This is a genomic window from Desulfosalsimonas propionicica, assembly GCF_013761005.1.
Taxonomy (GTDB): domain Bacteria; phylum Desulfobacterota; class Desulfobacteria; order Desulfobacterales; family Desulfosalsimonadaceae; genus Desulfosalsimonas; species Desulfosalsimonas propionicica.
Genome location: NZ_JACDUS010000003.1, coordinates 408,651 through 430,589 on the forward strand (window position 1 = coordinate 408,651; position 21,939 = coordinate 430,589).

General features: G+C 55.8%; 23 protein-coding genes. 22 read left to right on the plus strand and 1 reads right to left on the minus strand.

Going from position 1 to position 21,939, the window contains the following annotated elements; all coding sequences use genetic code 11:
* The first annotated feature begins 7 nt into the window (after positions 1–7).
* Genes HNR65_RS07765 through HNR65_RS07780 form a run of 4 tightly spaced genes read left to right on the plus strand, consistent with a single transcriptional unit; the run spans position 8 to position 3,178 of the window.
* Positions 8–1,273 (plus strand): beta-ketoacyl-[acyl-carrier-protein] synthase family protein, encoded by a 1,266-nt coding sequence (locus HNR65_RS07765; RefSeq protein ID WP_181550903.1) that lies wholly within the window; start codon positions 8–10, stop codon positions 1,271–1,273.
* Positions 1,274–1,275: 2 nt separating this feature from the next.
* Positions 1,276–1,755, plus strand: a complete 480-nt coding sequence (locus HNR65_RS07770; protein WP_181550904.1) for an acyl-CoA thioesterase — start codon at positions 1,276–1,278, stop codon at positions 1,753–1,755.
* Positions 1,734–2,609, plus strand: a complete 876-nt coding sequence (locus HNR65_RS07775; RefSeq protein WP_181550905.1) for a polyketide synthase dehydratase domain-containing protein — start codon at positions 1,734–1,736, stop codon at positions 2,607–2,609. The genes HNR65_RS07770 and HNR65_RS07775 overlap by 22 nt, the downstream gene beginning before the upstream one ends.
* A complete protein-coding gene (locus HNR65_RS07780) occupies positions 2,609–3,178 on the plus strand; it encodes a glycerol-3-phosphate acyltransferase (protein ID WP_181550906.1) in 570 nt (189 codons plus the stop codon). The genes HNR65_RS07775 and HNR65_RS07780 overlap by 1 nt, the downstream gene beginning before the upstream one ends.
* Before the next feature lie 292 nt (positions 3,179–3,470).
* Here HNR65_RS07780 and HNR65_RS07785 read toward each other — a convergent pair whose 3' ends face one another.
* On the minus strand, positions 3,471–4,829 hold the full coding sequence (locus HNR65_RS07785; RefSeq protein WP_181550907.1) for an ANL family adenylate-forming protein: 1,359 nt from the start codon (positions 4,827–4,829) through the stop codon (positions 3,471–3,473).
* A 141-nt stretch (positions 4,830–4,970) separates the two neighbouring features.
* Between HNR65_RS07785 and HNR65_RS07790 the strand changes: the two genes are divergently transcribed.
* The 18 genes from HNR65_RS07790 to HNR65_RS07875 all read left to right on the plus strand — a co-directional run bounded on the left by HNR65_RS07790 (position 4,971) and on the right by HNR65_RS07875 (position 21,932).
* Positions 4,971–5,345: a hypothetical protein gene (locus HNR65_RS07790; RefSeq protein ID WP_181550908.1), complete on the plus strand. Its 375-nt coding sequence runs from the start codon at positions 4,971–4,973 to the stop codon at positions 5,343–5,345.
* Between the two features lie 274 nt (positions 5,346–5,619).
* Positions 5,620–6,564 carry an ACP S-malonyltransferase gene (locus HNR65_RS07795; RefSeq protein WP_181550909.1) on the plus strand — a complete coding sequence of 315 codons (945 nt, stop codon included), beginning with the start codon at positions 5,620–5,622 and terminating at the stop codon, positions 6,562–6,564.
* Positions 6,561–7,502 (plus strand): SDR family oxidoreductase, encoded by a 942-nt coding sequence (locus HNR65_RS07800; protein ID WP_232364692.1) that lies wholly within the window; start codon positions 6,561–6,563, stop codon positions 7,500–7,502. The genes HNR65_RS07795 and HNR65_RS07800 overlap by 4 nt, the downstream gene beginning before the upstream one ends.
* A 3-nt stretch (positions 7,503–7,505) precedes the next feature.
* The gene (locus HNR65_RS07805) at positions 7,506–8,498 is read left to right on the plus strand and encodes a 3-oxoacyl-ACP synthase III family protein (protein WP_181550910.1); all 993 of its coding nucleotides are present in this window, start codon (positions 7,506–7,508) and stop codon (positions 8,496–8,498) included.
* 3 nt (positions 8,499–8,501) lie between these two features.
* Positions 8,502–9,065: a bifunctional 3-hydroxydecanoyl-ACP dehydratase/trans-2-decenoyl-ACP isomerase gene (fabA, locus tag HNR65_RS07810; RefSeq protein WP_181550911.1), complete on the plus strand. Its 564-nt coding sequence runs from the start codon at positions 8,502–8,504 to the stop codon at positions 9,063–9,065.
* 92 nt (positions 9,066–9,157) lie between these two features.
* Positions 9,158–9,919: a 3-oxoacyl-ACP reductase family protein gene (locus HNR65_RS07815; RefSeq protein WP_181550912.1), complete on the plus strand. Its 762-nt coding sequence runs from the start codon at positions 9,158–9,160 to the stop codon at positions 9,917–9,919.
* On the plus strand, positions 9,909–10,382 hold the full coding sequence (locus HNR65_RS07820) for a 3-hydroxyacyl-ACP dehydratase FabZ family protein (protein ID WP_181550913.1): 474 nt from the start codon (positions 9,909–9,911) through the stop codon (positions 10,380–10,382). Before HNR65_RS07815 ends, HNR65_RS07820 begins: the two co-directional genes overlap by 11 nt.
* Complete coding sequence (locus HNR65_RS07825; RefSeq protein ID WP_181550914.1) at positions 10,375–11,661, plus strand: beta-ketoacyl-[acyl-carrier-protein] synthase family protein; 1,287 nt, start codon at positions 10,375–10,377, stop codon at positions 11,659–11,661. Before HNR65_RS07820 ends, HNR65_RS07825 begins: the two co-directional genes overlap by 8 nt.
* A gap of 51 nt (positions 11,662–11,712) precedes the next feature.
* On the plus strand, positions 11,713–11,979 hold the full coding sequence (locus tag HNR65_RS07830; RefSeq protein ID WP_181550915.1) for a phosphopantetheine-binding protein: 267 nt from the start codon (positions 11,713–11,715) through the stop codon (positions 11,977–11,979).
* Positions 11,980–11,987: 8 nt separating this feature from the next.
* Complete coding sequence (locus HNR65_RS07835; RefSeq protein WP_181550916.1) at positions 11,988–12,728, plus strand: lysophospholipid acyltransferase family protein; 741 nt, start codon at positions 11,988–11,990, stop codon at positions 12,726–12,728.
* Entirely contained in the window at positions 12,718–13,383 is a 666-nt protein-coding gene (locus HNR65_RS07840; protein ID WP_332309020.1) for a 4'-phosphopantetheinyl transferase superfamily protein, read from the plus strand. Before HNR65_RS07835 ends, HNR65_RS07840 begins: the two co-directional genes overlap by 11 nt.
* Positions 13,384–13,487: 104 nt before the next feature.
* On the plus strand, positions 13,488–13,778 hold the full coding sequence (locus HNR65_RS07845; protein ID WP_181550918.1) for an acyl carrier protein: 291 nt from the start codon (positions 13,488–13,490) through the stop codon (positions 13,776–13,778).
* The gene (locus HNR65_RS07850; protein ID WP_181550919.1) at positions 13,778–15,016 is read left to right on the plus strand and encodes a beta-ketoacyl-[acyl-carrier-protein] synthase family protein; all 1,239 of its coding nucleotides are present in this window, start codon (positions 13,778–13,780) and stop codon (positions 15,014–15,016) included. The genes HNR65_RS07845 and HNR65_RS07850 overlap by 1 nt, the downstream gene beginning before the upstream one ends.
* 1 nt (position 15,017) lies before the next feature.
* Positions 15,018–15,788 carry a lysophospholipid acyltransferase family protein gene (locus HNR65_RS07855; RefSeq protein WP_181550920.1) on the plus strand — a complete coding sequence of 257 codons (771 nt, stop codon included), beginning with the start codon at positions 15,018–15,020 and terminating at the stop codon, positions 15,786–15,788.
* 332 nt (positions 15,789–16,120) lie between these two features.
* The gene (locus HNR65_RS07860; RefSeq protein ID WP_181550921.1) at positions 16,121–17,890 is read left to right on the plus strand and encodes a sigma 54-interacting transcriptional regulator; all 1,770 of its coding nucleotides are present in this window, start codon (positions 16,121–16,123) and stop codon (positions 17,888–17,890) included.
* 230 nt (positions 17,891–18,120) lie between these two features.
* Positions 18,121–19,299: a thiolase family protein gene (locus HNR65_RS07865; protein ID WP_181550922.1), complete on the plus strand. Its 1,179-nt coding sequence runs from the start codon at positions 18,121–18,123 to the stop codon at positions 19,297–19,299.
* A gap of 39 nt (positions 19,300–19,338) precedes the next feature.
* A complete protein-coding gene (locus HNR65_RS07870; protein WP_181550923.1) occupies positions 19,339–21,153 on the plus strand; it encodes an acyl-CoA dehydrogenase in 1,815 nt (604 codons plus the stop codon).
* 44 nt (positions 21,154–21,197) lie between these two features.
* On the plus strand, positions 21,198–21,932 hold the full coding sequence (locus tag HNR65_RS07875; protein WP_181550924.1) for an acyl-[acyl-carrier-protein] thioesterase: 735 nt from the start codon (positions 21,198–21,200) through the stop codon (positions 21,930–21,932).
* Positions 21,933–21,939: the final 7 nt, after the last annotated feature.

Genomic DNA, 21,939 nt, shown 5'->3' on the forward strand with positions numbered 1-21,939 from the left:
TTCTGTTATGAAAGCACCTTTGAACAGACGGGTCTTTGTTATTGGTTATGCAGCGGCAACGCCTTTGGGCAGGACCTTTGACAGGACCTGGAACAATGCGGCCGCTGGTCTGGCCGGGTTTGGCCAGGTTACCCGGTGCAGCGTACAGAGTTTAAGCCGTGTGGTGGGCGAAATTCCGGACTGGGATCCGGCGGCGTGCGATTTCGTGGACCCCAAAGAGGCCCATAACTGGAACGCGGATTTTGTGATCCTGACCATGGATGTCTGCCGGGCGGCCCTGGCAGACAGTGGCCTTGAAATCAATGATCAGACAGCACCCAAAACCGCCTGTATGGTAGGATCGGCCCTAAACGGTACGGATGCATTCCGCAAGGCCGCAGAAACCCTGCGTGTCAAAGGCGCCCTGCGGGTCAGCCCTTATCTTTTGCCCAACCTGTGCGCCAATCTGCCCGCGGGCAAGGCGGGCATGATGCTCGGGTTTACCGGCCCGGTTTTCTCCCCCCAGGGGGCCTGCGCTTCGGGAAATTTCGCCATCGGCCTGGGCGCCCGCATGATCCGGGACGGGGACTGTGATTTTGTGCTTGCAGGCGGCGTTGACACCTGTATCATGCCTGAGATCATCCACGGTTTTGCCAACATGAACGCCACCATCAAGGTGGGCAAAAACGACAGAGCCTGCAATGACCCCTCTCTGGCGTCAAGGCCTTTTTCCGTTGACCGAAAGGGCATGGTCCTCTCTGAGGGCTGCGGGGTCCTGGTGCTGGCCGCAGAAGAGGCCATAACGGCACACGGGCTTGTGCCACGGGCCGAGGTGGCCGGGGTGGGCTGGAGTTCGGATGCCTGCCATTTCACGCTGCCAAGCGGGCCAACCATTGTTCGGGCCATTTCAGCGGCCATAGACGATGCCGGGCTGGCCCCGGCAGATATCGGCTATGTCAACGCCCACGGTACATCGACCCGAAAGGGCGATTTTACGGAAATCCAATGCCTGAGGGCCGTGTTCGGCAATTACCTGGAGTCCCTGCCCGTGTCCTCCAACAAGTCCCAGATCGGCCACACCCTGGGCGCATCTGCGGCCATTGAGGCGGCGCTGGGCATCGAGGGCATGTGCCGGGGTGTGATTTTGCCAACCATTAACCATATTCCGGACCCGGAACTCGGAGATATTGATGTGGTGCCCGATTCTGCCCGGGCCGGCGGGTATGAATGCTTTTTGTCCAATGCATTCGGGTTCGGGGGAACCAATTGCTGTATTGTTTTTAAAGGAGTTTGATTATGCGCCCCAAACCGTTTCATCCGGAAGTCTACAACGGTGATCCGCGTTTTGTGAAAAACCGGCACGACGGCTGCATCTGGCACAGGTGCGAAAACCGGACCCTGTATGCGGACACGGACCGCTCCGCGGTTGTGTATCACGCCAATTACCTGCGTTATTTTGAATTCGGCCGGGCCTCGCTCATGCGGGATCTGGCGTATCCATACGTGGATATTGAGGCCAGCGGATATGTTTATCCCATCATTGAACTGGGAATCAAGTACCACAGCCCGCTTTATTATGATGATGCCATGTGGGTGCACACACGGCCCGGAAACCTGGGCAAGGTGAAGCTGAATTTTGATTATGTCATCACCCACGCCCAAACCGGCGGGATCGTATGTACCGGATTTACCGAGCACTGCGCCCTGAATTCCGCGGGCAGGCCCGTTGGGATTGATGAAAACACGCAGAACTTATGGGACATTTTTCCGAAATAAAAACCCTCCCGCCCATGGCGCAAAAAATTGTCCTGCCGGCGTATCTGCAGGATCACGCCTTTGAAGGCAGGGCCCTGTATCCGGCAGTGGAGTCAATGCAGCAGCTGGCAGCAGCCGCTGCCGGGACAAATATCACCGGGCGGATCATGGGGCAGGCCGCGTTTTCAAAGTTTCTGGAGATTGCCCAGGGCCAGGAAGAGATAGATGCTATTTTCGAGCTTGCGCCCGCAGACGGTCAAAGTTTGACGGCCCGGCTGCTGACCCGCCAAAAAATGGCCGCATCGGGTATTACCCGTACAAGGGAGCATGCCCGGCTTTGTTTTTTTTCGGATCACAAAGCCGCGGCCATCCCTGATGCGCCCGCAGTTCAAACCGGGGAGCCGGTTTTTCGTGTGCGTACAGAGGCTGTTTATCATGAGCTGGTGCCTTTTGGCCCGGCGTATCAAAATCTTTCCGGAAACCTGCATCTGGAAACCGGCGGTGTAAAAGCGCTGATCCGCGCCCCGCAACTGCCGGAGTCCGGCGGCCCACTGGGTTCGGTGTTTGTCCTGGATGCGGCATTTCACGCCGCCTGCGTGTGGACACAGCGGTACAGGGGATTTGTGGGGTTTCCGGTGGGATTTGATTTCCGCTCGGTGACGCGGCCCGCAGTCCCAGGGGGCCGGTACACGGCCCTTGCAGAGGCCGGATCCGGGGCCATGGGCAGCCATGATTTTGATGTGTGGATTTTTGCCGCAGACGGCCGTGTCTGCGAATACGTCCGGGGCCTGCACATGCGTGATGTGTTTGCCGGCCGCAGAAAACCGCCTGCCTGGATTTGCGCCGGAAAACAAAAGGCGAAAGGCAAGATTTGATGATGTTTGTTGTTGTGGCCGCAACGGCCTATTTGCTGGGTTCTGTCAATTTTTCCATTGTGTTTTTCCGGGTCACCGGGCGGGGTGATCCCAGAACCCAATACAGCGGCAATCCCGGGGCCACAAATGTTTATCGCCAGGCCGGCCCGGCAGCCGCGGCTCTGGTGCTGGTCCTGGACATGGGACGGGCTGCGGCTGTTGCCGCGCTGGCCGTGTATCTTTTGGATCCCGCAGGTGTTGCATGGACCGGGCTGGCCCTTGTTGCCGGAAATCGGTATCCCTGTTTTCATCAGTTTAAAGGCGGCAAGGGGGTGGCCAATTATCTTGGGTTTTCGGCCGTGATCGTTCCCTGGGGGGTGCTGGCTTCGGCCCTGGCTTGGGCTGCGGGCTATTTTGCCTTCCGGATTCCCTTTATCGCCTCTTTTTGCATGGTGGCCGTGCTTGGCGGGGCCACAGTGTATAAGTGGATGCATGTTGCCCCGGCTGTTTTGGGGGGCCTGGCCACCATTGCCTTTATTGTTTTTAATCACCGCAGCAACCTGGCTGAGCTGCCGGGAAAGGACAGGTAGCCGGCTATGGGGTTGTGGGGGTTCGGGCTGTGGGTAAAAGCCCGGGTTGTGGTAAAAACAACGCATATCTGGTTGTTTTCGCATGATGCCGGCCCGGTGGCGGTTTGCTCCCTGCTGACCGCTTGCGCGCTCAATGCGACTCGCAAACCGTCGCCGGGCCGGCATCATGGAAAGTCGTGTGCAAAAATTTGCGGCCAAAAAAACAAAGCCCCTGAGTTTTCCACTGGTATGGCTCTGCGGGTTTCTCATGTCTTCGCAGTAAACTGATCCAAGGCTTTGCAGGGCAAGAGGTCTATTCTGCGTCCAGGAGTTTGCGGATTTGGGTGCTGTCGTATTTGCCGGCCGGCGATACCGGGATCTGGTCGGTGAGCCGGATTTTTCGGGGCAGGGCATAGCCGGGCAGGCGGTCTGCCAGATGGCGGCGGATTTGGCCTGCAGATGCCTGTGCTGCGGCAAGGGCGCGGATTTCGTTTCCCCGGCGGCCGCTGTCGGCCACGCTCAACACCGCCGCATCCGATACTTCCGGCATCTCCAGTAAGACCATCCGGATTTCATCCAGGTCCACCCGCTTTCCTCCCACCTTGACAATCCGGTCGGCCCGGCCTTCCAGGGAAAATGCATTGGGGCCCACAACGCGGATGCGGTCACTGGTGACGAAAAAACCGTCTGCATCCAGGGCAATCTCCGGGGATATGAAATCCGAGCAAATGGCCAGAGATCCGTTTGTCTGTTTCCATTGAATGCAGTCAAAGGGTGTAAAATGTGGTTGGATGGTTGTGCACACCCGTGTGGCGATTCCCCCTGTCTCGGTGGAGCCGTAAATTTCTGTGATGCCAAGGCCGGTTTTTTCATAAAAGGCCCGGCTGTCTTCAGGCTCCAGCCGGGCTGCAGAGCAAAGAACGCGTGCCAGGCTCGAAGCCGGCAGATCCATGCCTGCGGCCATCCTGTAATGAAGCGGGATACTCACAAGGTAGGTGGCCCGGTGTTTTTCTATGGCGGTCTGGATTTCATGGGGGTAGGTCGGTATCCCCTCAATGACCCCGGCACCGGCCACCAGCGGGGTGAGCACGGAAAACAGCAGACCGTAGATGTGGCAGGGCGGAACTGTGGCCACAAATCGGTCCTGTTGGGTCACCTGCATTTTTTGTGCGTGATAAATGGCTTCAAAAAACAGGTTGCCGATGGTTTTGCTCCAGGTGCGGGGGGCGGCTGTGGAGCCGCCGGTAAAAAGTTTGACAAAGACTTCCCCGAAATCCCGCATCAAAGAAGCGTCAAAAGCCCTATGCCCGCCGGAAGGCGGCACAGGGTCCACCGCCGCAACCCCCCCGGGCAGGTCTGCCGGGGCATCTGTGACAGCCTTTGAAAAACCTTGCTCCTGCCGGATCCGGGCCAGAACGGTTTTTTCACATGAATAGGGCAAAATCAGGATGGCCGGGCGGGTAAGCGCTGCAAGCAGGGCCGCTGCCATTTTCCCGCGGTCGGTTGTGCAAAGACACAAGCTGACCGGACGGTCTTTGGCAAACACATGTTGCTGAAATCCGGCGGCCATTGCATAGACGTCTTTGTAGGTGTACCTGCCGGGTACAAAGTCATCATCGGGCCGGGCCGGGCCTGCGGCCACATTTTTCAGAATTGTGAAAGGCGGCATCATGTCTTTTCGGATCAATAAACGGGTAAACAAAATCAAAAACAGATGAAAATTATCCCTTGCGGGCGGCTTTGATATAATATATTGCATTTTGACTTGCAAGCGGTTATTTCCGGAATCATTAAACCCCGTAAGGAGGCGGTTGTGAGCCTTTCCAGAATGCTGGCCGTACAATTGATCAAAACACGCTTTGTCCGTCGCGCCGTGCGGGAAAACGCCGGCCTGGAGATTTTCAGGAAAAAACCCACTCCCCGGGTTATTGCCGGCCTGGTTTTGATTGGGGCCAGCTATGTGCTTTGCTGGCCTGTTATCAGTGCCCTGGGAGTTTTTGCCGCCTACGTGCGCCAGCCCCTGTGGGTGGTGGCCGGCGCCCCCTTGGTTTGGACCATGACCCATTTTTTGTGCATGTTCGGCGCATATCTGGCCGGAAAGGAGCATTCCAGGGCTTTTTTGAAATGGGCCCTGCGCCTCTTTGTTGAAAAACACGCCCCTGACTGCCTTCCGGACAAAATCTGCTGATTTGCCGCCCCCTGTCATTGTGATTTTCTTTTAATATCCTGTTTTTATTTGATTATATTTTGTGTTCGACATTCCGTGTACCCGGCTTGTACACAAAATGCTTGATTGGATGGCTTTGACTCGGGTCTGCTCATGGCGGGATAATTCTTTTTATTTTTAAAATTCAAATAGTTGTCCTGAAAACCCATGTTTTGGTATGGTTCTTGTATGCAATATGGCGAACAAGACGCAACCATTTATCTATTATTCAAGCGGTTCGCATATGGAGGGTAAAATGAGCAGCAATACGAAAACAGCAGTGGTCTTTCCGGGGCAGGGCAGCCAGAGGCCGGGCATGGGCAGGGATTTTTATGACAACGTGTCTGCCAGTCGCCTGGCTTACGAGGAAGCATCTGACGTGTTGGGTTGGGACGTGGGCGCCATGTGCTTTGGGGAAAATGAAAAAATGAATCTCACCGAGTACGCGCAGCCCTGTATCCTGGCAACCGAAATCGCGATGCTACGGGGCCTGCAGGAACTATATGGCTTTCGTCCGGATTATTTCGGCGGCCACAGCCTGGGGGAATACACGGCCTTGGTGGCCGCCGGCGCCATGCCTTTTTCAGACGCCTTAAAAACCGTGGAAACCCGCGGCCACCTGATGCAGGAGGCCACGCCCCCCGGCATCGGCGCCATGGCAGCAGTGATCGCCAAAAACATTGATATTGAAAAACTGCGCAGAATGCTCGAAGATCTGCCCGTGGATGTGGCCAATATCAACTCCACCGACCAGGTGGTGATCAGCGGTCATGCCGGCAGCATGGACAAGGCAAAAGAGCGTATCAGCGGGGCAATGGAAAATCCGGAGGATATGCGCTTTGTGCCCTTAAATGTCAGCGCGCCCTTCCACAGCCGCTTCATGAACGCCATGAAGGAGGCCTTCCGGGATGTGCTGGCCGCCATTTCCGTAAGGATCAATTTTAAAAACGCCGCCCGGGTGACTTCCAATTATACGGGCCTGTTCCATGCCGCCACTTCCGACAGGGTCATTGAGGCATTGGTGGCCCAGTTGAGTGGTTCGGTGAAATGGCGCGACAACATGCAGGCCCTGGCGGCCAAATCCCGGCAGATTTACGAGATCGGGCCGAACCGTCCCCTGAAGAATTTTTTTCGCAGTCTGGATATCCAGTGCAAGTCCATTACCAGTCTTTCGGCAGCAAAAAGGGAATTTAGTGCATGATGGCATTTGACAGCAACTACTGGGCGGTCATTATCGGCGGTTCCAGCGGCTTTGGCCTGGCTGCGGCCAAAAAACTGGCCGCCCATGGTATGAATCTTTGTATTGTGCACCGGGACCGGCGCAGTGCAATGAAGAAAATTGAGCCGGAATTTGACAAATTGCGCCAGACCGGTGTGAATCTGCTGGCTTTCAATCTTGACGGGCTCTCTGATGAGGGACGGACCCGGGTTCTTGACGAGCTTTCCGGTGCCCTGGCCGATCAGGGACGCATCCGCCTTGTGCTCCACAGCGTGGCTTTTGGCAATCTTAAGCTGCTGGGTCCTTACCCGGGCTCGCCTGTACCAAGCCAGACCCGGAACCTGCTGGCCAATGAGGCCGGAGTGTCTGCCGAGCGCATGGACGAGATTGTGCAAAGCGCGTTTTCACAAGGCTACAATGCTGTCTATCCCCTGGTTGATGACAAGGGGGATTACAGCAACCGCCAGTTTCTCGGGGCAGAGGATTTCAACCGCACCCTCCAGGCCATGGGATACAATATTGTGGAATGGGTCCAGGATATCCTGTCCAGAAACCTTTTTGCAAAAGACGCCCGGGTGCTTGGCCTGACAAGCGAGGGAAACACCGTGGCCTGGAAGGGGTATGCAGCCATTTCCGCGGCCAAGGCTGTGCTTGAATCCGTCAGCCGCGCCATGGCTGTAGAATTCGCACCCAGCGGGATCCGCTCCAATATCATCCAGGCCGGTATCACCGATACTCCGGCGCTCCGGGCCATTCCCGGAAGTGACCGGATCCGCGCCCAGGCTGTCTTGCGCAATCCCTTCGGCCGCCTGACCACCCCCGGGGACGTGGCGGATGTGATTTATCTGTTGTGCACGGACGAGGCCGCATGGATCAATGGTGCGCTTATCTGCGCAGACGGCGGGGAGAGGGTCGGATAACACATGCTTTACCTGCATGGCCTGGGCCATTTTTACCCGGACAATGTCATTGACAATCAGTTTTTAAGGGATTTGGATATCGGCAGCGATGAGCAGTGGATTCTGGAACGCGTGGGCATTGCCGCCCGCCGCACTTCCCTGCCGCTGGATTATATCCGGCAGACCAAAAACCGCGATCCCAGGGCGGCAACCGAGGCAAGCCTGTATACCCGGGCCGGGGCCGGAGCGTCTGCTGCGCAAATGGCCCTTGACCGGGCGGGAATCGGAACCGAAGATATCGGCATGGTGATTTCCGGGACCTCTACGCCCAGATACACCATTCCCGCAGAAGCCTCTGTAATTGCAGCAGAAATTGGCATTGATGCCCCGTGCATGGACATGAACGCGGCCTGCTCAACTTTTCTGGTACAACTGGCCTTTCTTGATGCCATGGCCCCGGGAAAGGCCCCGGGTTTTATCCTGGTGGTCAATCCGGAAAACTACACCCACGTGGTGGATTATTCTGACCGCAGAGTGGCGCCTTTATTTGGCGACGGCACCAGCGCGGCCGTGGTTTCGGCCCGGCACCCGTCTTGTTACTGCTTTGAATCCTTGCAGTACGGATCTGATCCGGCCTCCTGGGACAGGGTGCAGATTCCCAGCGGCGGCCATTTCCAACAGGACGGCAGCCAGGTTCAGCGCTTTGCCATCCGTAAGGCCACAGAAGGCGTGCGCCGCCTTCAGGACGAGTACCCGGAAAACCGGGACCAATTTCGGTTTGTAGGCCATCAGGCCAACCTGATGATGCTTCAAACCGTCTGCCGCAGGTGCGGAATTGATGAAGCCCGGAATCTGCACAATGTTGTGGAATACGGAAATACGGGGTGTTCAAGCGCTCCGGCCGTACTCAGTCAGAACTGGGAGGATCTGCAGCCGGGCGATCACATTGCCGTGGCAGTGGTGGGATCCGGTCTGACCTGGGGCCACGGAATGCTTAGCGTCAAAGATGCGGAATAACATATGCGATACCAGCAGTTTTTACAGCAGCAGCAATTTGATCTGGCCCAGCTCATCGCCTTTTCCTACGGCCGCCTGGTCAGTGACCCGCCGGCGGATTTTGATGCCCGGCTGCCGGCGCCGCCTTTTTTGATGATCGACCGGATCGTATCCCTTGAGGCCAACGGCAACAAGGGCGTGATCACGGCTGAACAGGACATCCGCCTGGACGCCTGGTATTTTCAGTGCCATTTTCCGGATGATCCGGTACAGCCCGGATGCCTGGGCGTGGATGCGGTCTGGCAGCTGCTTGGTTTCTACGGAGTGTGGCGCGGTGCATTGGGCGCGGGGCGGGCCCTGGGATGCGAGGAAGTGGTTTTCAACGGTCAGATCCGCCCGTACAATGAGGTGGTGCGCTTTGAGATCGAAGTGCTCCGGTTCAGGGAGATGAAAAGCAATGGTTCCGCCATTGTCATGGCCAATGCGCAGATTCTGGCCGACAACACTCCGGTTGCCACAGTGAAAAAGGCCCGGGCCGGGATTTTTAAAAATATCGCTGACAGCCATTATCCGAGAATTGAAGAATAAGTGTTAAGTTTTAAGTGTTAAGTTTTAAGATAAAAAACGGATTTTTAACACTTAACACTTAACACTTAAAACTTTTCCGAACCGAGGTATATATGACCGATATAGAAAAGACATGCGCTGACAAGCCTGTGGCCCTTGTCACCGGCGGGGCCGGGGGCATTGGCGCGGCCTGCTGCCGTGCGCTTTGCGACAAAGGCTTTTGCGTAGCCATTCATTTCCGCAAAAGCGCAGAACCCGCTCAAAAACTGCTGGCAGAACTTCAGGCCGGGGGCGGGGCCGGTTTTCTGCTTCAGGCGGATCTGGCCTCTGCCGAACAGATCGATGCAATGGTCAATGAGATCAAAAAACAGGCCGGCCGTGTGGACGTGCTGGTCAACAATGCGGGTTTTACCTTAAATGACATGATCCTGACCATGAAACTCGATGATTTTGACGCCCAGCGAAGCGTGGGGCGCGGGGCCTGGTATCTGACCAAGCGGGTGTTGCGGGTATTTATGTTCCGGCGGGCATCCGGACGGATCATCAATATTTCCAGTGTAGTGGGACATACCGGCAACGCCGGCCAGATCCCTTATACCATGGAAAAGGCGGCCACCGATGCCATGACCAAATCTCTTGCCAAGGAACTGGCCGGGAAAAACATCCTGATCAATTCCGTTGCTCCGGGTTTTATTGACACGGACATGACAGAAGCTCTGCCCGAAGACATCCGCGGGCAGATCCTTTCGGCAGTGCCCCTGGGACGGATGGGCCGCCCCGAAGAAGTCGCCGAGGTGGTGGGGTTTCTGGCCACGGGCGCATCCTATATTCAGGGCAGCGTGGTCCATGTCAACGGAGGCATGTATGGGGGCTGATGCGCAGATGATCCAACAGGTCATGGATCTGATCCCCCAGCAGCGGCCCTTCCGTTTCATCGACGATATTCTGGAAGTTGATGACAATCACATCAGGGCCGTCTACCGGTTCCGGGATGATGAGTTTTTTTATCAAGGCCATTTCCCCGGCCATCCGGTCACTCCGGGGGTGATTTTGATTGAGACCATGGCCCAGGCCGGGGTCGTGGCCCTGGGGATCGCCATTTTGCTGCACCAGAACCGGCCGGTATCCGAGATCCGTGAGTTAAAGACGCTTTTTACATTTGCCGAATCCGTGGAGTTCACCGGCATGGTGGCACCCGGGGAAAAAGTCACGGTGGTTGGAGAAAAGATTTATTTTCGCAGGGGCAGTATTAAAACAAAGGTCAGCATAGAACGGCAAAACAAGCAAAGCGTTTGTACGGGCGTGCTGATGGGAACAGGAGTGAAACTCGATGCATAAAAGGGTTGTTGTTACGGGAATGGGCGTTGTCAGCCCCAACGGCATAGGACTGGACAATTTTGAAACCGGACTGCGCCGGGGGGCCTCTGGGATTCGTTTTATACCCCGGCTCGAAGAGCTGAAATTCGGATGCCGGATCGGCGCCGTACCCGAAGGTTTTGACGAGGCCTGCAGCCGGTATTTTGAAAATTTTCGGCAGCAGTCGTTTTTGAGCGAAACCATTCGGTATGCGGCTGTATCCGCCATGGATGCCTGGAAAGATGCCGGTTTTCCCATTCCCGGAGACGAAGATTCCCCGGACTGGGATTCGGGCACGGTGTTTGGCTGCGGTATATCGGATATGGAGGTGATCGCAACAGAAGTGGTGCCTACGGTCAATGAGGGAAGAGTCAAAAGATTGGGCACCCGGGTGGTGGAACGGGTCATGGGCAGCGGCACAAGTGCGCGCATCGGCGGATTGCTGGCTTTGGGAAACCAGGTGACCTCCAATTCATCGGCCTGCAGCACGGGTTCAGAGGCTGTGGTGGAGGCAGTCTGGAAGATTCGCACAGGTCTTGCCAAACGAATGGTGGCCGGCGGCGCTGAAGGCGCTTCGCCCTACACCTGGAGCGGCTTTGATTCCATGCGCGTTCTGGCCAGGAAATTCAACGATGATCCTGAAAAAGGCTCCCGGCCCATGAGCGCATCCGCATGCGGGTTTGTGCCCGGCGCCGGGGCAGCGGCCCTGGTGCTCGAAGACCTGGAAACCGCTCTGGATCGGGGTGCACGGATTTATGCCGAGGTCAGGGGCGTTATGACCAATTCCGGCGGTCACAGAAACGGCGGGTCCATGACCGCGCCCAATCCCGAAGGGGTCCAGCGCTGTATCCGCGGGGCAATGAAGGATGCCGGGGTCGGCCCGGAGCAGATCGATGCCATCAACGGCCATCTCACTGCTACATTTGCCGATCCCCATGAGGTGAAAAACTGGTCAGCCGCCCTGGACCGCCAGGCGGAGGATTTTCCGTGGATCAATTCCACCAAGTCCATGATCGGCCACTGCCTGGGCGCCGCAGGTGCCATTGAAACCGTGGCGGCCGTGCTGGAACTTGATCGGGGTTTTCTGCACCCGTCGATAAACTGCGAGGATCCGCACCCGGAGATTGCATCCTTTGCCGACCGGTTTGTCACCCGGTGCCTGGAAATGCCGGCACTTAAAACCATTGCCAAGGCCTGTTTCGGATTCGGGGATGTCAATTCCTGTCTGATTCTGCAAAAATGGGAAAATGATGCAACATGACAGCATGGTAAAAACTTTTATGAAATTATCAAAAATACGGAGGTAATAAAAATGGACAAACAACAGATTTTCAACGATGTGGTGGGCATTATCAAAGACTATGTCAAGGATGAATCAAAACTGGAAAACGTGAGTATGGAGACCTCCATTCTCGATGATCTCAAGGTCAATTCCGCCCGGCTCGTGGATATCATCATCCAGTTTGAAGACACCTTTGACATTGAAATCGACGATGATGACGCAGACAACATCCGCTCCATCGGCGATGCGGTCAATTATATCGCAGGCCGGGTGGGTGCAGACCAGGGCGCTGAATAACTGATCTCATGAATGACCGGATAAAACGTTCCTTAAACACCCAGGAAATGCTGGGCCGGTTTGCCGTGTGGCTCACCGCGCCCCTCATTGTCCTGGCCATTCGCCTGGCCGGCTGGCGGATCCGGGATTTGACAGCGGTACGCCGCCGGATCCGGGACCTGATGCGCCAGCACAGCGGACCATGGCTGATCTGCGCCAATCATCTGACACTGATCGATTCTTTTATCCTGGCCTATGCCATGTTTCCCACCTGGCGGTACATGACTGATTTTCATCTGGTGCCCTGGAACATGCCGGAGTACATGAATTTTAACCGCAACCGCCTGGTGGGGGGATTTTGCTATCTTACCAAGTGCATTCCGGTGGTCCGGGGCGGCGACCGGGAAGGGGTCAAGCAGAGCCTGGAAAAATGCGTGCAAATCCTTCAAAAGGGCCAGAACCTCATGATTTTTCCCGAAGGCACCCGTTCGCGAACCGGGCGGGTCAATACCCGGGATTTTACCTATAACGTGGGCCGGTGGATGTGCCAGATGTCTGAGGTCCGGGTGCTGTGCATGTATCTGCGCGGCGACAGCCAGCATACCTACAGCGATTTTCCCGCCCGGGGCGAAACCTTTACCCTCATGGTGGAGCCGTGCCGCCCGGAAACCCAACTCAAAGGGCTGCGAGCCCACAGGGACTGCGCCGGACAAATCATCGGGCATCTTGCTGAAATGGAGAAGCGTTATTTTGCCGGCCGTGGGAAATGATGTGGTGGATTTGTGGGCAGATGGTGCATGCGGAAAAAGCCGGGACAAACGCTTTGTCTGCCGGGTGCTCACGGCATCCGAGCAAAACCGGCTTGCAGAAAGCCAAAACCCCGATGCCTGTCTGTGGGCGATGTGGGCTGCCAAGGAGGCCGCCTACAAGGCCGTATCCAGGATATTTCCGGATATTTCTGCATGGCCCGGACGCTACGAGACGGTTTTTGACCAAGCGGGCCCGGCCCGGCAGTGCGCCGGCACGGTCAGCACCCCTCAAGGAGCTGTGCGCATGCATCTTGATTGGGATGAAAACCGTGTCCATTGCCTTGGGTTAATCGGTTCTGCGGGGTTATGGCAAGACGTGACAGCGGATGTGCTCGAACCCGCTGTCGATGTCCATCCGGAAATACAGCCTTCAGCAAAACAACTTTCCGCCGCTGCCCGCACCGCAGCCGCCGCAGCCATTGCTCTGCATACGGGCCTGCCCCATGCCCTGGTAAAAATTGAGCGCAGCCGCGTTTGCCAACGCTCGGCCCCGCCTGTTGTTCAAATCAACGGGATCGAAGAAAAAATTCCCGTCAGCCTCAGCCATCACGGCCGGTTTGCGGCTTTTGCCTTCCTTGCACCCCTGCAGGCCCAATTTGCTGCAATGTGTTCTTGACTATTTCCGCTGTATTTTTTACAAATAAACTTTTGCAAAAATCCGGGCAGGCCTGGATGTGGTCCTGTGCGGGTATTTTTCAAACAATTGGGCAGATACCGACTATGCGCAGTAACCGACAGGACATTGAGGCCGAAATATACAGAATCTTCCGGGAGCAGTTTGAAATCGAGGATCCGGGTCCGGATGAGGATCTGCGGGAAGTCCACGGTTTTGACAGCATTGACGCCATTGAACTGCTCATGGAAATCGAAAAGCTTTTTCAGGTGGAAATGGACCAGGAAACCAAAAAGGATGCCTTGTCCTATATCCGGACCATAAATGGTATCTGCGATTACATAGAGCAGGTTCTGCCCGATGCCGGTGCCCATGTATCAAGGGTGGCCAACAGCTGATGGATCGAAGAGTCGTCATCACCGCCGCATCTGCCATTACGCCCATCGGCAATTCAAAGCAGAAGGTTGTCCACAGCCTTCAAAACGGGATATCCGGGGTACAGCCCCTGCGCCGTGACGACCTGCTGGCCGATTATCTGCACTGCCGGGTTTTTGGCACCGTGCAGGAGCCCATAGAGTACGGTTTTGAGAGAAAATACCGCAAAACCATGGGGCCGGTGTCCTATTACGCCTGCCACGTGGTTGGACAGCTGCTGGAGCAATCCGGGCTGAGCCGGGAGTTTGTCTCCTCTGGCCGCATGGGCGTGGCGTTTGGCTCCACCCACGGCAGCCCCTCGGTGCAGCGCCACATTTATAAGGCCCTCTACCACAAGGAAAACAGTCATTCCGGTTCCCTTGGTGCGGTGGACTACCTGAAGTCCATGGTTCATACCACGGCGGTGAACATCACCAAAATGTTTGAGATCACAGGCCGGGTGATCTGTTCCTCCACTGCCTGCACCACAAGCAGTCAATCCATCGGCTACGGCTATGAAATGGTGAAATACGGAATGCAGGACGCCATGGTGTGCGGCGGTGCTGATGAATATGATACCACCACCGTGGCGGTGTTTGACAACCTGCTGGCCTGCTCCACTGCCTACAATGACCGGCCCGGGCAGACCCCCCGCCCCTTTGACACCGACCGCGACGGTCTGGTGGTGGCCGAAGGCGCCGGCGCAGTGTTGCTGGAAGAATACGAAGCTGCCAGAAAACGGGGGGCCCCGATTCTGGGTGAAGTCATCGGCTTTTCCTGCAACAACAACGGCGGGGATCTGATTTTTCCCAATCTTGAAGGCATCACCCGCACCATCCAACTGGGCCTGGAAAGCGCCGGGATCGGGCCGGAGGCGATGGATTTTATCAGCGCCCATGCCACGGGAACCAAAATGGGCGATGTTATTGAAGCCCGGGCCATTGAGCAGGTTTACGGAAACTCGCCCATGGTCACCGGACTGAAAGGATACACCGGCCACACCATGGCCTCCTGCGGTGTGATTGAAACCATCATGACCCTTTACATGATGGAAAAAGGCTTTGTTGCCCCCACCCTGCACCTGGAAAATATTGATTCCAGATGCAGCGGAATTGGCCATGTCACGCAATTGACAGATAAAGTCATTGATATTGCCTCTGTGCAGAATTTCGCATTCGGCGGGGTCAATACCAGCCTTGTACTAAAAGCCCCTGCGCTCTGATATGAGCCGGTGTGTCCGATTTTTCAAGCTCTTGGTGGACGCCGGGGTGACCCTGATGCTTTGGTTTTATTTTATTTTCGGGTTTCTTTTTTTCTTCTCACCTGTTTACGCCTGTGCGTTTTTTTTTGCCGCAGACCGGAGCCGGGCTTTTCAAAGGCTCAATCACCTGTTTTTCAAAAGTTTTGTCCGTTTGGTGCGCATTGTTGGGCCTGGTTTGAAAATCCGCCTGGATAAAAGCCTTGACCGGCTTGCCGGCTGCGTGGTGGTGGCCAATCACCGCTCCTATCTGGACCCGGTTTTACTGACCGCAGCCTTTGAAAAACACAGCACCATCGTCAAAAGCGCCTTTTTCCGCACGCCCGTGTTTGGCCGGGTCATCCGCACGGCCGGATATATTCCCTCAGATGCCGCCAACGGATTTTCGGATTTGCTGATCTACCGCATGCAGCAGTTTCCTGTTTTCTTCCAAAAAGGGGGGGTGGTGTTTATTTTTCCCGAAGGCACCCGAACCCGAACCGGCCGCCTGGGTGAATTCAATCCCGGGGCGTTTAAAATCGCCCGCCGGTTTGAAGTCCCTGTTGAAGTGCTTTGCATCAGCGGCACGGACCGGCTGTTTGCCCCGGGCAGATTTTTGTTTCACACCTGCATTCAAAATCACATCACGATCCGCCGGGCCGGAGTCATCCCTGCAGATCAGGTCCGGCAGCTTTCCTTAAAGGAGCTGATGCAAAAAAGCCGGGAAATCATGGAAGCCGGTCTTTCTGATTCGTGACTTGCCGGAGTTTCCGGCAAAAGGTTACTTTAACCGTTTTCGCATGGGGCCGGGCCGGTGACGGTTTGCTCCCTGCTGACCGCCTGCGCGCTCAATGCGACTCACAAACCGTCACCTGCCCGGCCCCATGGCCCGCCTTCAGTTTAGAGCCGTGATTTTCGGATTTCTATATAAAAACAACGCGTGTTTGAGTCCGATTGTTTTTCGTATCGCCCGGCCATCCCTGGATACGTTGCCCGGGGTTCTGTTGTTTGGCTTCCGGAGGCGGTTGTGGTAATAATACAGGTTCATATTGACAATAAAACCGCAGGATGTTTTTCCAGGAAATGGACATGACAGAAAACAACCATTCCGGCCGGTCCCTCCGTCAGCGTCTGCTTGAGCTGGAAGCCGAGAAAAAATCCCTTGAGACCATTATTGAGACCATTGAGGACGGTTTTATTGAAACTGACCTGCGGGGCAATATTACCCGGTTTAACCGGGCCTTTTGCCATATCAGCGGCTATGGGCCCAAAGAAGCCGAGGGGCTTTCCTACCGGAAATACATGGATGCGCAGACCGCTTTGAGCGTTTACCGGGCGTTTAACAAGGTATACAAGACCGGGGTGTCCAACAAGGCCTTTGATTATGAGATCATCCGCAAAGACGGCCAGTGCCGCAATCTGGAAATCTCCATAGCCCCCATCCAGGGCGAGGACGGGCGGGTCAGCGGGTTTCGGTGTGTGATGCGGGATGTGACCAAGCGCAAAAGGGCTGAAACCGCGCTCATGGGCCAGCGCCGACGGCTGGAGGCCATTTTCCGGAGTGTGGATGACGCCATTGTCACCGTGGATACGGATCTCAACGTGGTTGAGGCCAATGACGCGGCAGCCAAAATCTGCGGCATCCGCACAGAAAAACTGCCGGGCACGTTTACGTGCGGCCAGGACGGGCAATGCGGCTGCGCATGTTTGGATATTGTCAAAGAAACCCTTGCCAGAAGAAGGGCCATGCGCGATTATCAGGTCACCTGTGGCCGGCAAAGCTCTCCCATGCAGAAAGTCAGCCTTTCCTGTACCCCCCTGGAGGACCCCGCAGGCCGTTTTCTGGGCGCGGTCCTGGTGATCCGCGACATCACCCGCCTCACGGATCTGGAAAGAGAGCTGGAACAGCGGCACCAGTTTCACCGGATCATCGGCAAAAGCCACCAGATGCAGAAGATTTATCGCCTGGTGGAAGATATCTCCGATTACGAGGCAACGGTTTTGATCCGGGGAGAAAGCGGCACCGGCAAGGAACTGGTGGCAAGGGCCATCCATGACAGCGGCAGCCGGCGTTTTAAGCCCTTTGTCACGGTCAACTGCTCGGCTCTGGCCGAACAGCTGCTGGAAAGCGAATTGTTCGGCCATGTCAAGGGCGCGTTCACCGGCGCGATCCGGGATCATATCGGCCGGTTCCAGGCCGCAGACAGCGGCACCCTGCTGCTTGACGAAATCGGGGAAATCTCGCCGCTGATCCAGCTCAAGCTGCTGCGGGTGCTTCAGGAAAAAGAATTCGAACGCGTGGGCGATTCCTGTTCTGTGCGGGTGGATGCCCGGGTAATTGCCTGCACCCACCAGGATTTAAAGGAAAAGGTCCGGCGCGGGGAGTTTCGCGAAGATCTTTATTACCGGTTAAATGTGCTGGAAATCCGGATACCGCCCTTGCGGGAACGACCTGAGGATTTGCCCCTGCTGGTGGAGCATTTTGTGCGCCGGTTTGAGAAAAAATTCCGCATGTGCATCGACGGCGTCAGCCCCGAGGTGATGGATGTGTTTATGAACTATCACTGGCCCGGCAATGTCCGGGAGGTGGAGCACTGCATTGAACGGGCCGTGATCTTAAGCCGGGGCGGCACAATCGGCATTGAACATATCTCCGGCGAAATTCTGGGCGGCATCCGGTCGGGCAGACCGGCAAAGGCCATGAAAAAGGAAGATGAAATCCGCCGCATTGTCCAGGTCCTGGAGCAGACCGACTGGAACAAGGCCAAATCGGCCCGGCTTTTGGGTATCAGCCGCAAAACCTTGTATCAGAAAATTTCCAAATATAAGATTTCTCCTGAAAAACCGACCCATGTGTAACCGGTTTCACATGTGTGGGGTTACACTGTTGTTTCCTTTGCTTACGAATTCGACTGCAATGGCTGGATGAAATTCCGTAAACCTTTCTCTTTTTTTACTTCTTTCAAGAGGTTATCCCCCGCCTAAAAGATGCCGCACCAACCGTGTTATATGGCATGGATTTTGATTGTCTGATGTGAAGGCATGTTCCCTGTATCAGGCAGGAATAAAATCATACGAGAGGTTTAACCATGAAGGAAGTGGTCATTGCAGCAGCGGTCAGAACGCCTGTGGGCAAATTCGGAGGGGCGTTTCAATCCCTGGGCGCCCTGGATCTGACCATACCGGTGATCCGGTCGCTGGTGAAAACAACCGGCATTGATGCCGGTATTGTCGAGGATGTGATCTGGGGCTGCAATTATCAGAAAACCTACCGGGAAAACAACCTGGCCCGGGTAGCCGCAGTTAAGGCGGGTCTTCCGGTGAGCGTGGCCGGTATTACCCTCCATCGCAACTGCACATCCTCCATGTCAGCCATCCAGATGGCCTATTACCAGATCAAGTGCGGGGAGGCGGATGTGATTATGGCCGGGGGAACCGATTCCATGAGCAATGCCGCCTACACCATCGAGAAAATGAGAAACGGCGCCCGCATGGGCCACACCGAGGTGCGTGATTCCATGTGGGATTCTCTGACAGAGCTCGGTATTGGCCCGGCCATGGGCATTACGGCTGAAAACCTGGCTGAAAAATATGATATCAGCCGCCAGGCCCAGGACCAACTGGCCCTGACCAGTCATCAGCGGGCAGTGGCGGCAATGGATCAGGGCCGGTTTAAAGACGAGATTCTGCCCCTGGAGGTCAGGGCCAAAAAAGAGACTCGCACGGTGGATACAGATGAACATCCCCGCAGGGATGTTTCCCTGGAGGGCCTTGCCAGGCTCAAGCCGGCTTTTAAGCCGGACGGAACAGTGACGGCCGGCAATGCCTCGGGGATCAACGACGGTGCCGCAGGAATACTTCTGATGTCTGCGGAAAAAGCCAGAGAGCTCAACCTGCCGGTGCTGGCGGTTGTCTCGGCCACGGCCACCGTCGGGGTGGATCCGGAGATCATGGGTATCGGACCTGTTGAGGCCATTCCAAAGGCCCTGAAAAAAGCAGGGTTTTCCCTTGCCGACATTGACCTTTTTGAGATCAACGAGGCCTTTGCCGCCCAGTATCTGGCCTGTGAAAAGGCTCTGGAGCTTAACCGGGAGATCACCAATGTCAACGGCAGCGGCATCAGCCTGGGCCATCCCGTGGGTGCCACGGGCGCCCGGATTACCACCACACTGCTTTTTGAAATGAAGCGCCGCAACCTCAATAAAGGTGTTGCCTCCCTTTGCGCCGGCGGCGGCATGGGAGCCGCCCTGGTTGTTGAGCGGGCATAACCGTTTTGACTCCATACCAACCAAAAGAAGAGAAAAATCATGGCCCAGATTCTTGCAGACCGCAGAGATATCGATTTTGTGCTCTATGAGCAGTTTGATGCAGAGCAGCTGACCCGCTACCACAAGTTTGCCGATCAGAACAAAAAACTTTTCGACATGCTGGTCACAGAGGCCCGCAACCTTTCTGTCAAAGAGATTCTGCCAACAAACGCGGAAGGCGATGAGCAGGGCGTTGTTTTTGAAAACGGGCAAGTGCGGGTGCCGGAATGCTTTCATCGTCCTTTCCGGCTGCTGCTCGACGGGGAATGGACCTCCATGACCGAAAGTCCGGAATACGGCGGTCAGGGAATTCCCAACATGATCAACACCGCGGTGCTCGAATATATCTGGGGCGCCAACTATTGCCTGGCCAATTACGGCATGATGGGACACGGCACCGGAAAGATGATCGAGCTGTTTGGCACACCCGAACAAAAGGCGCTTTTTGTCAAAAAGCTCTACAAGGGCCAGTGGGGCGGCACAATGCTGCTGACCGAACCCGAGGCCGGATCCGATGTGGGTGCACTGACCACATCAGCGCGCAAAAACACCGACGGCACCTACTCGATTACCGGAAACAAGATATTTATCACCAACGGCGATCATGATCTCACCGAAAATATCATCCATCCGGTCCTGGCCCGGGTGGAGGGCGCGCCTGCGGGCACCCGGGGGATTTCCATTTTCATTGTGCCAAAGATCTGGGTCAATGAGGACGGCTCGCCTGGGGAGCCAAATGATGTGGTCTGCACCGGAGTGGAAAAAAAGCTGGGTATCCACGCCAGTGCCACCTGCAGCATCGCACTTGGCCAGAAAGGACAGTGCCGGGGCCTTTTGCTTGGCGAGGAAAACCAGGGCATGCCCATTATGTTTCACATGATGAACGAGGCCCGGTTAAACGTGGGTTTCCAGGGCTTTACCTACGCTTCTGCGGCGTATTTGTATGCAGCCAATTATGCCAAACAGCGCATCCAGGGAAGAGATATTGCCGCGGGAAAGGATCCCGAGGCGCCAAACGTGCCCATTGTGGTCCATCCGGATGTCCGCCGGATGCTGATGTGGATGAAAGCTCATGTGGACGGCATGCGAAGCTTTATTTACTATGTATCGCTTCTCATGGACCGAAAAAACGCCGACCCGGAGGGCAGCCGGTCAGAAACCGATCAGGATCTCATTGATTTTTTCATCCCCCTGGCAAAGGCTTACTGCAGTCAGCGCAGCTTTGACGTTTGTGCAACCGCCATGCAGGTCTACGGCGGATACGGATATACCCGGGAATTTCCTGTTGAACAGCTTATGCGCGACTGCCGGATCACCTCCATTTACGAGGGCACAGACGGGATTCAGGCCATGGATCTTATCGGGCGCAAGCTTCGGCTTAAAAACGGGCGTTTGTTTGCCTGTTTTGTTGAAGACGTGGGAAAAACCATTTCCCGGGCAAGAGATATCCCGGCGCTCAAAGACATGGCTGATGTTCTGGCCAGGGCTTTGGCCCGGCTGGAGCAGGCAGCGGGCAAAGTGTCCCGGCAGGGGCCGGCAGATCAGGTCAGAACCGCCTATGCTTATGCATTTCCGTTTCTGGAGGTCACCGGGGATGTGATTGTTGCATGGATGCTCTTGTGGCGCGCCTGCGTGGCCTCGGAAAAACTGGCAGCCAAAGTGCGCAAAAAGGATAAAACCTATTATCAGGGAATAATGTATACGGCTGAATTTTTCATCTGCAATCTGCTGCCCCCGGCCATGGGGAAGATGGATTGCATTGTTTCCCCTAACAGTGCGGCCATTGACATCGCCGATGAATGTTTTGGCGGGTAAAGACGAATAAGTCCGCCGCCGGGGGTATTTTTGCAGGAGAGCCCATGAAGGTTGCCATCAGCAGGGAGATCTGTTTATTTGAAGTGGATGCGGACTTTGTCCTGCGGCCCAGGGTCTTGCTCAACTGCCTGCAGCAGGCTGCTGCCCTGCATTCCCAACAGGCCGGGTATGCAACCCCGGACATGCTAAAGCAGCAGAAAGCCTGGGTACTTTACCGCCTTGTTTTGCAGGTGCACAATCAGCCGGTTTTCGGCGCTCCTTTGGAAATTGTGACTTGGCACAAGGGGACTCGTGGTTTTCGGTCATATCGGGATTTTGAAATCTATCAGCAGGGGCGCAAAAGTATGTCCGCCGCCAGTCTGTGGCTCTACATTGATCTGGTCCGCAAAAAAATCCTCAAGGTTCCCGGGGATGTGGCCCAAAGTTATACCGTGGAGTCAGATGACGCCATAGACGCTGACCTGGACCGGTGGAAGCCGCCGGTAATCCATGAACCCGACATCACACGGACCATCGCGGTCCGCGCCTCGGATTATGATCCCCTGGGGCATGTCAACAATGCCCTGTACTTTGACTATCTTGAAACCCTGGCTGCACACCTGATGGAAAACCGCCGGAAGTTCGGCGCTATTTCCATCCAGTACAACAGGGAGATCCCCGGACAAACCCCGGAGATCTGCGCAGTCTTGAAAAAGGAGGAAAACGGCTTTACTTTTGAAATCAGATCTGCAGCAGACGTGCATGCAGCAGGGGAATTTGTTTTGCACCCCCGCAAATAAAACAATT

Excerpts from the sequence above, each read along its gene's own strand:
- HNR65_RS07765 (WP_181550903.1), top strand. The coding sequence starts at position 8 with ATGAAAGCACCTTTGAACAGACGGGTCTTTGTTATTGGTTATGCAGCG.
- HNR65_RS07870 (WP_181550923.1), top strand. The coding sequence starts at position 19,339 with ATGGCCCAGATTCTTGCAGACCGCAGAGATATCGATTTTGTGCTCTAT.
- HNR65_RS07780 (WP_181550906.1), top strand. The coding sequence starts at position 2,609 with ATGATGTTTGTTGTTGTGGCCGCAACGGCCTATTTGCTGGGTTCTGTC.
- HNR65_RS07820 (WP_181550913.1), top strand. The coding sequence starts at position 9,909 with ATGGGGGCTGATGCGCAGATGATCCAACAGGTCATGGATCTGATCCCC.
- HNR65_RS07775 (WP_181550905.1), top strand. The coding sequence starts at position 1,734 with ATGGGACATTTTTCCGAAATAAAAACCCTCCCGCCCATGGCGCAAAAA.
- HNR65_RS07835 (WP_181550916.1), top strand. The coding sequence starts at position 11,988 with ATGAATGACCGGATAAAACGTTCCTTAAACACCCAGGAAATGCTGGGC.
- HNR65_RS07845 (WP_181550918.1), top strand. The coding sequence starts at position 13,488 with ATGCGCAGTAACCGACAGGACATTGAGGCCGAAATATACAGAATCTTC.
- HNR65_RS07785 (WP_181550907.1), bottom strand. The coding sequence starts at position 4,829 with ATGATGCCGCCTTTCACAATTCTGAAAAATGTGGCCGCAGGCCCGGCC.
- HNR65_RS07805 (WP_181550910.1), top strand. The coding sequence starts at position 7,506 with ATGCTTTACCTGCATGGCCTGGGCCATTTTTACCCGGACAATGTCATT.
- HNR65_RS07830 (WP_181550915.1), top strand. The coding sequence starts at position 11,713 with ATGGACAAACAACAGATTTTCAACGATGTGGTGGGCATTATCAAAGAC.
- HNR65_RS07860 (WP_181550921.1), top strand. The coding sequence starts at position 16,121 with ATGACAGAAAACAACCATTCCGGCCGGTCCCTCCGTCAGCGTCTGCTT.
- HNR65_RS07770 (WP_181550904.1), top strand. The coding sequence starts at position 1,276 with ATGCGCCCCAAACCGTTTCATCCGGAAGTCTACAACGGTGATCCGCGT.
- HNR65_RS07825 (WP_181550914.1), top strand. The coding sequence starts at position 10,375 with ATGCATAAAAGGGTTGTTGTTACGGGAATGGGCGTTGTCAGCCCCAAC.
- HNR65_RS07850 (WP_181550919.1), top strand. The coding sequence starts at position 13,778 with ATGGATCGAAGAGTCGTCATCACCGCCGCATCTGCCATTACGCCCATC.
- HNR65_RS07875 (WP_181550924.1), top strand. The coding sequence starts at position 21,198 with ATGAAGGTTGCCATCAGCAGGGAGATCTGTTTATTTGAAGTGGATGCG.
- HNR65_RS07855 (WP_181550920.1), top strand. The coding sequence starts at position 15,018 with ATGAGCCGGTGTGTCCGATTTTTCAAGCTCTTGGTGGACGCCGGGGTG.
- HNR65_RS07800 (WP_232364692.1), top strand. The coding sequence starts at position 6,561 with ATGATGGCATTTGACAGCAACTACTGGGCGGTCATTATCGGCGGTTCC.
- fabA (WP_181550911.1), top strand. The coding sequence starts at position 8,502 with ATGCGATACCAGCAGTTTTTACAGCAGCAGCAATTTGATCTGGCCCAG.
- HNR65_RS07815 (WP_181550912.1), top strand. The coding sequence starts at position 9,158 with ATGACCGATATAGAAAAGACATGCGCTGACAAGCCTGTGGCCCTTGTC.
- HNR65_RS07795 (WP_181550909.1), top strand. The coding sequence starts at position 5,620 with ATGAGCAGCAATACGAAAACAGCAGTGGTCTTTCCGGGGCAGGGCAGC.
- HNR65_RS07865 (WP_181550922.1), top strand. The coding sequence starts at position 18,121 with ATGAAGGAAGTGGTCATTGCAGCAGCGGTCAGAACGCCTGTGGGCAAA.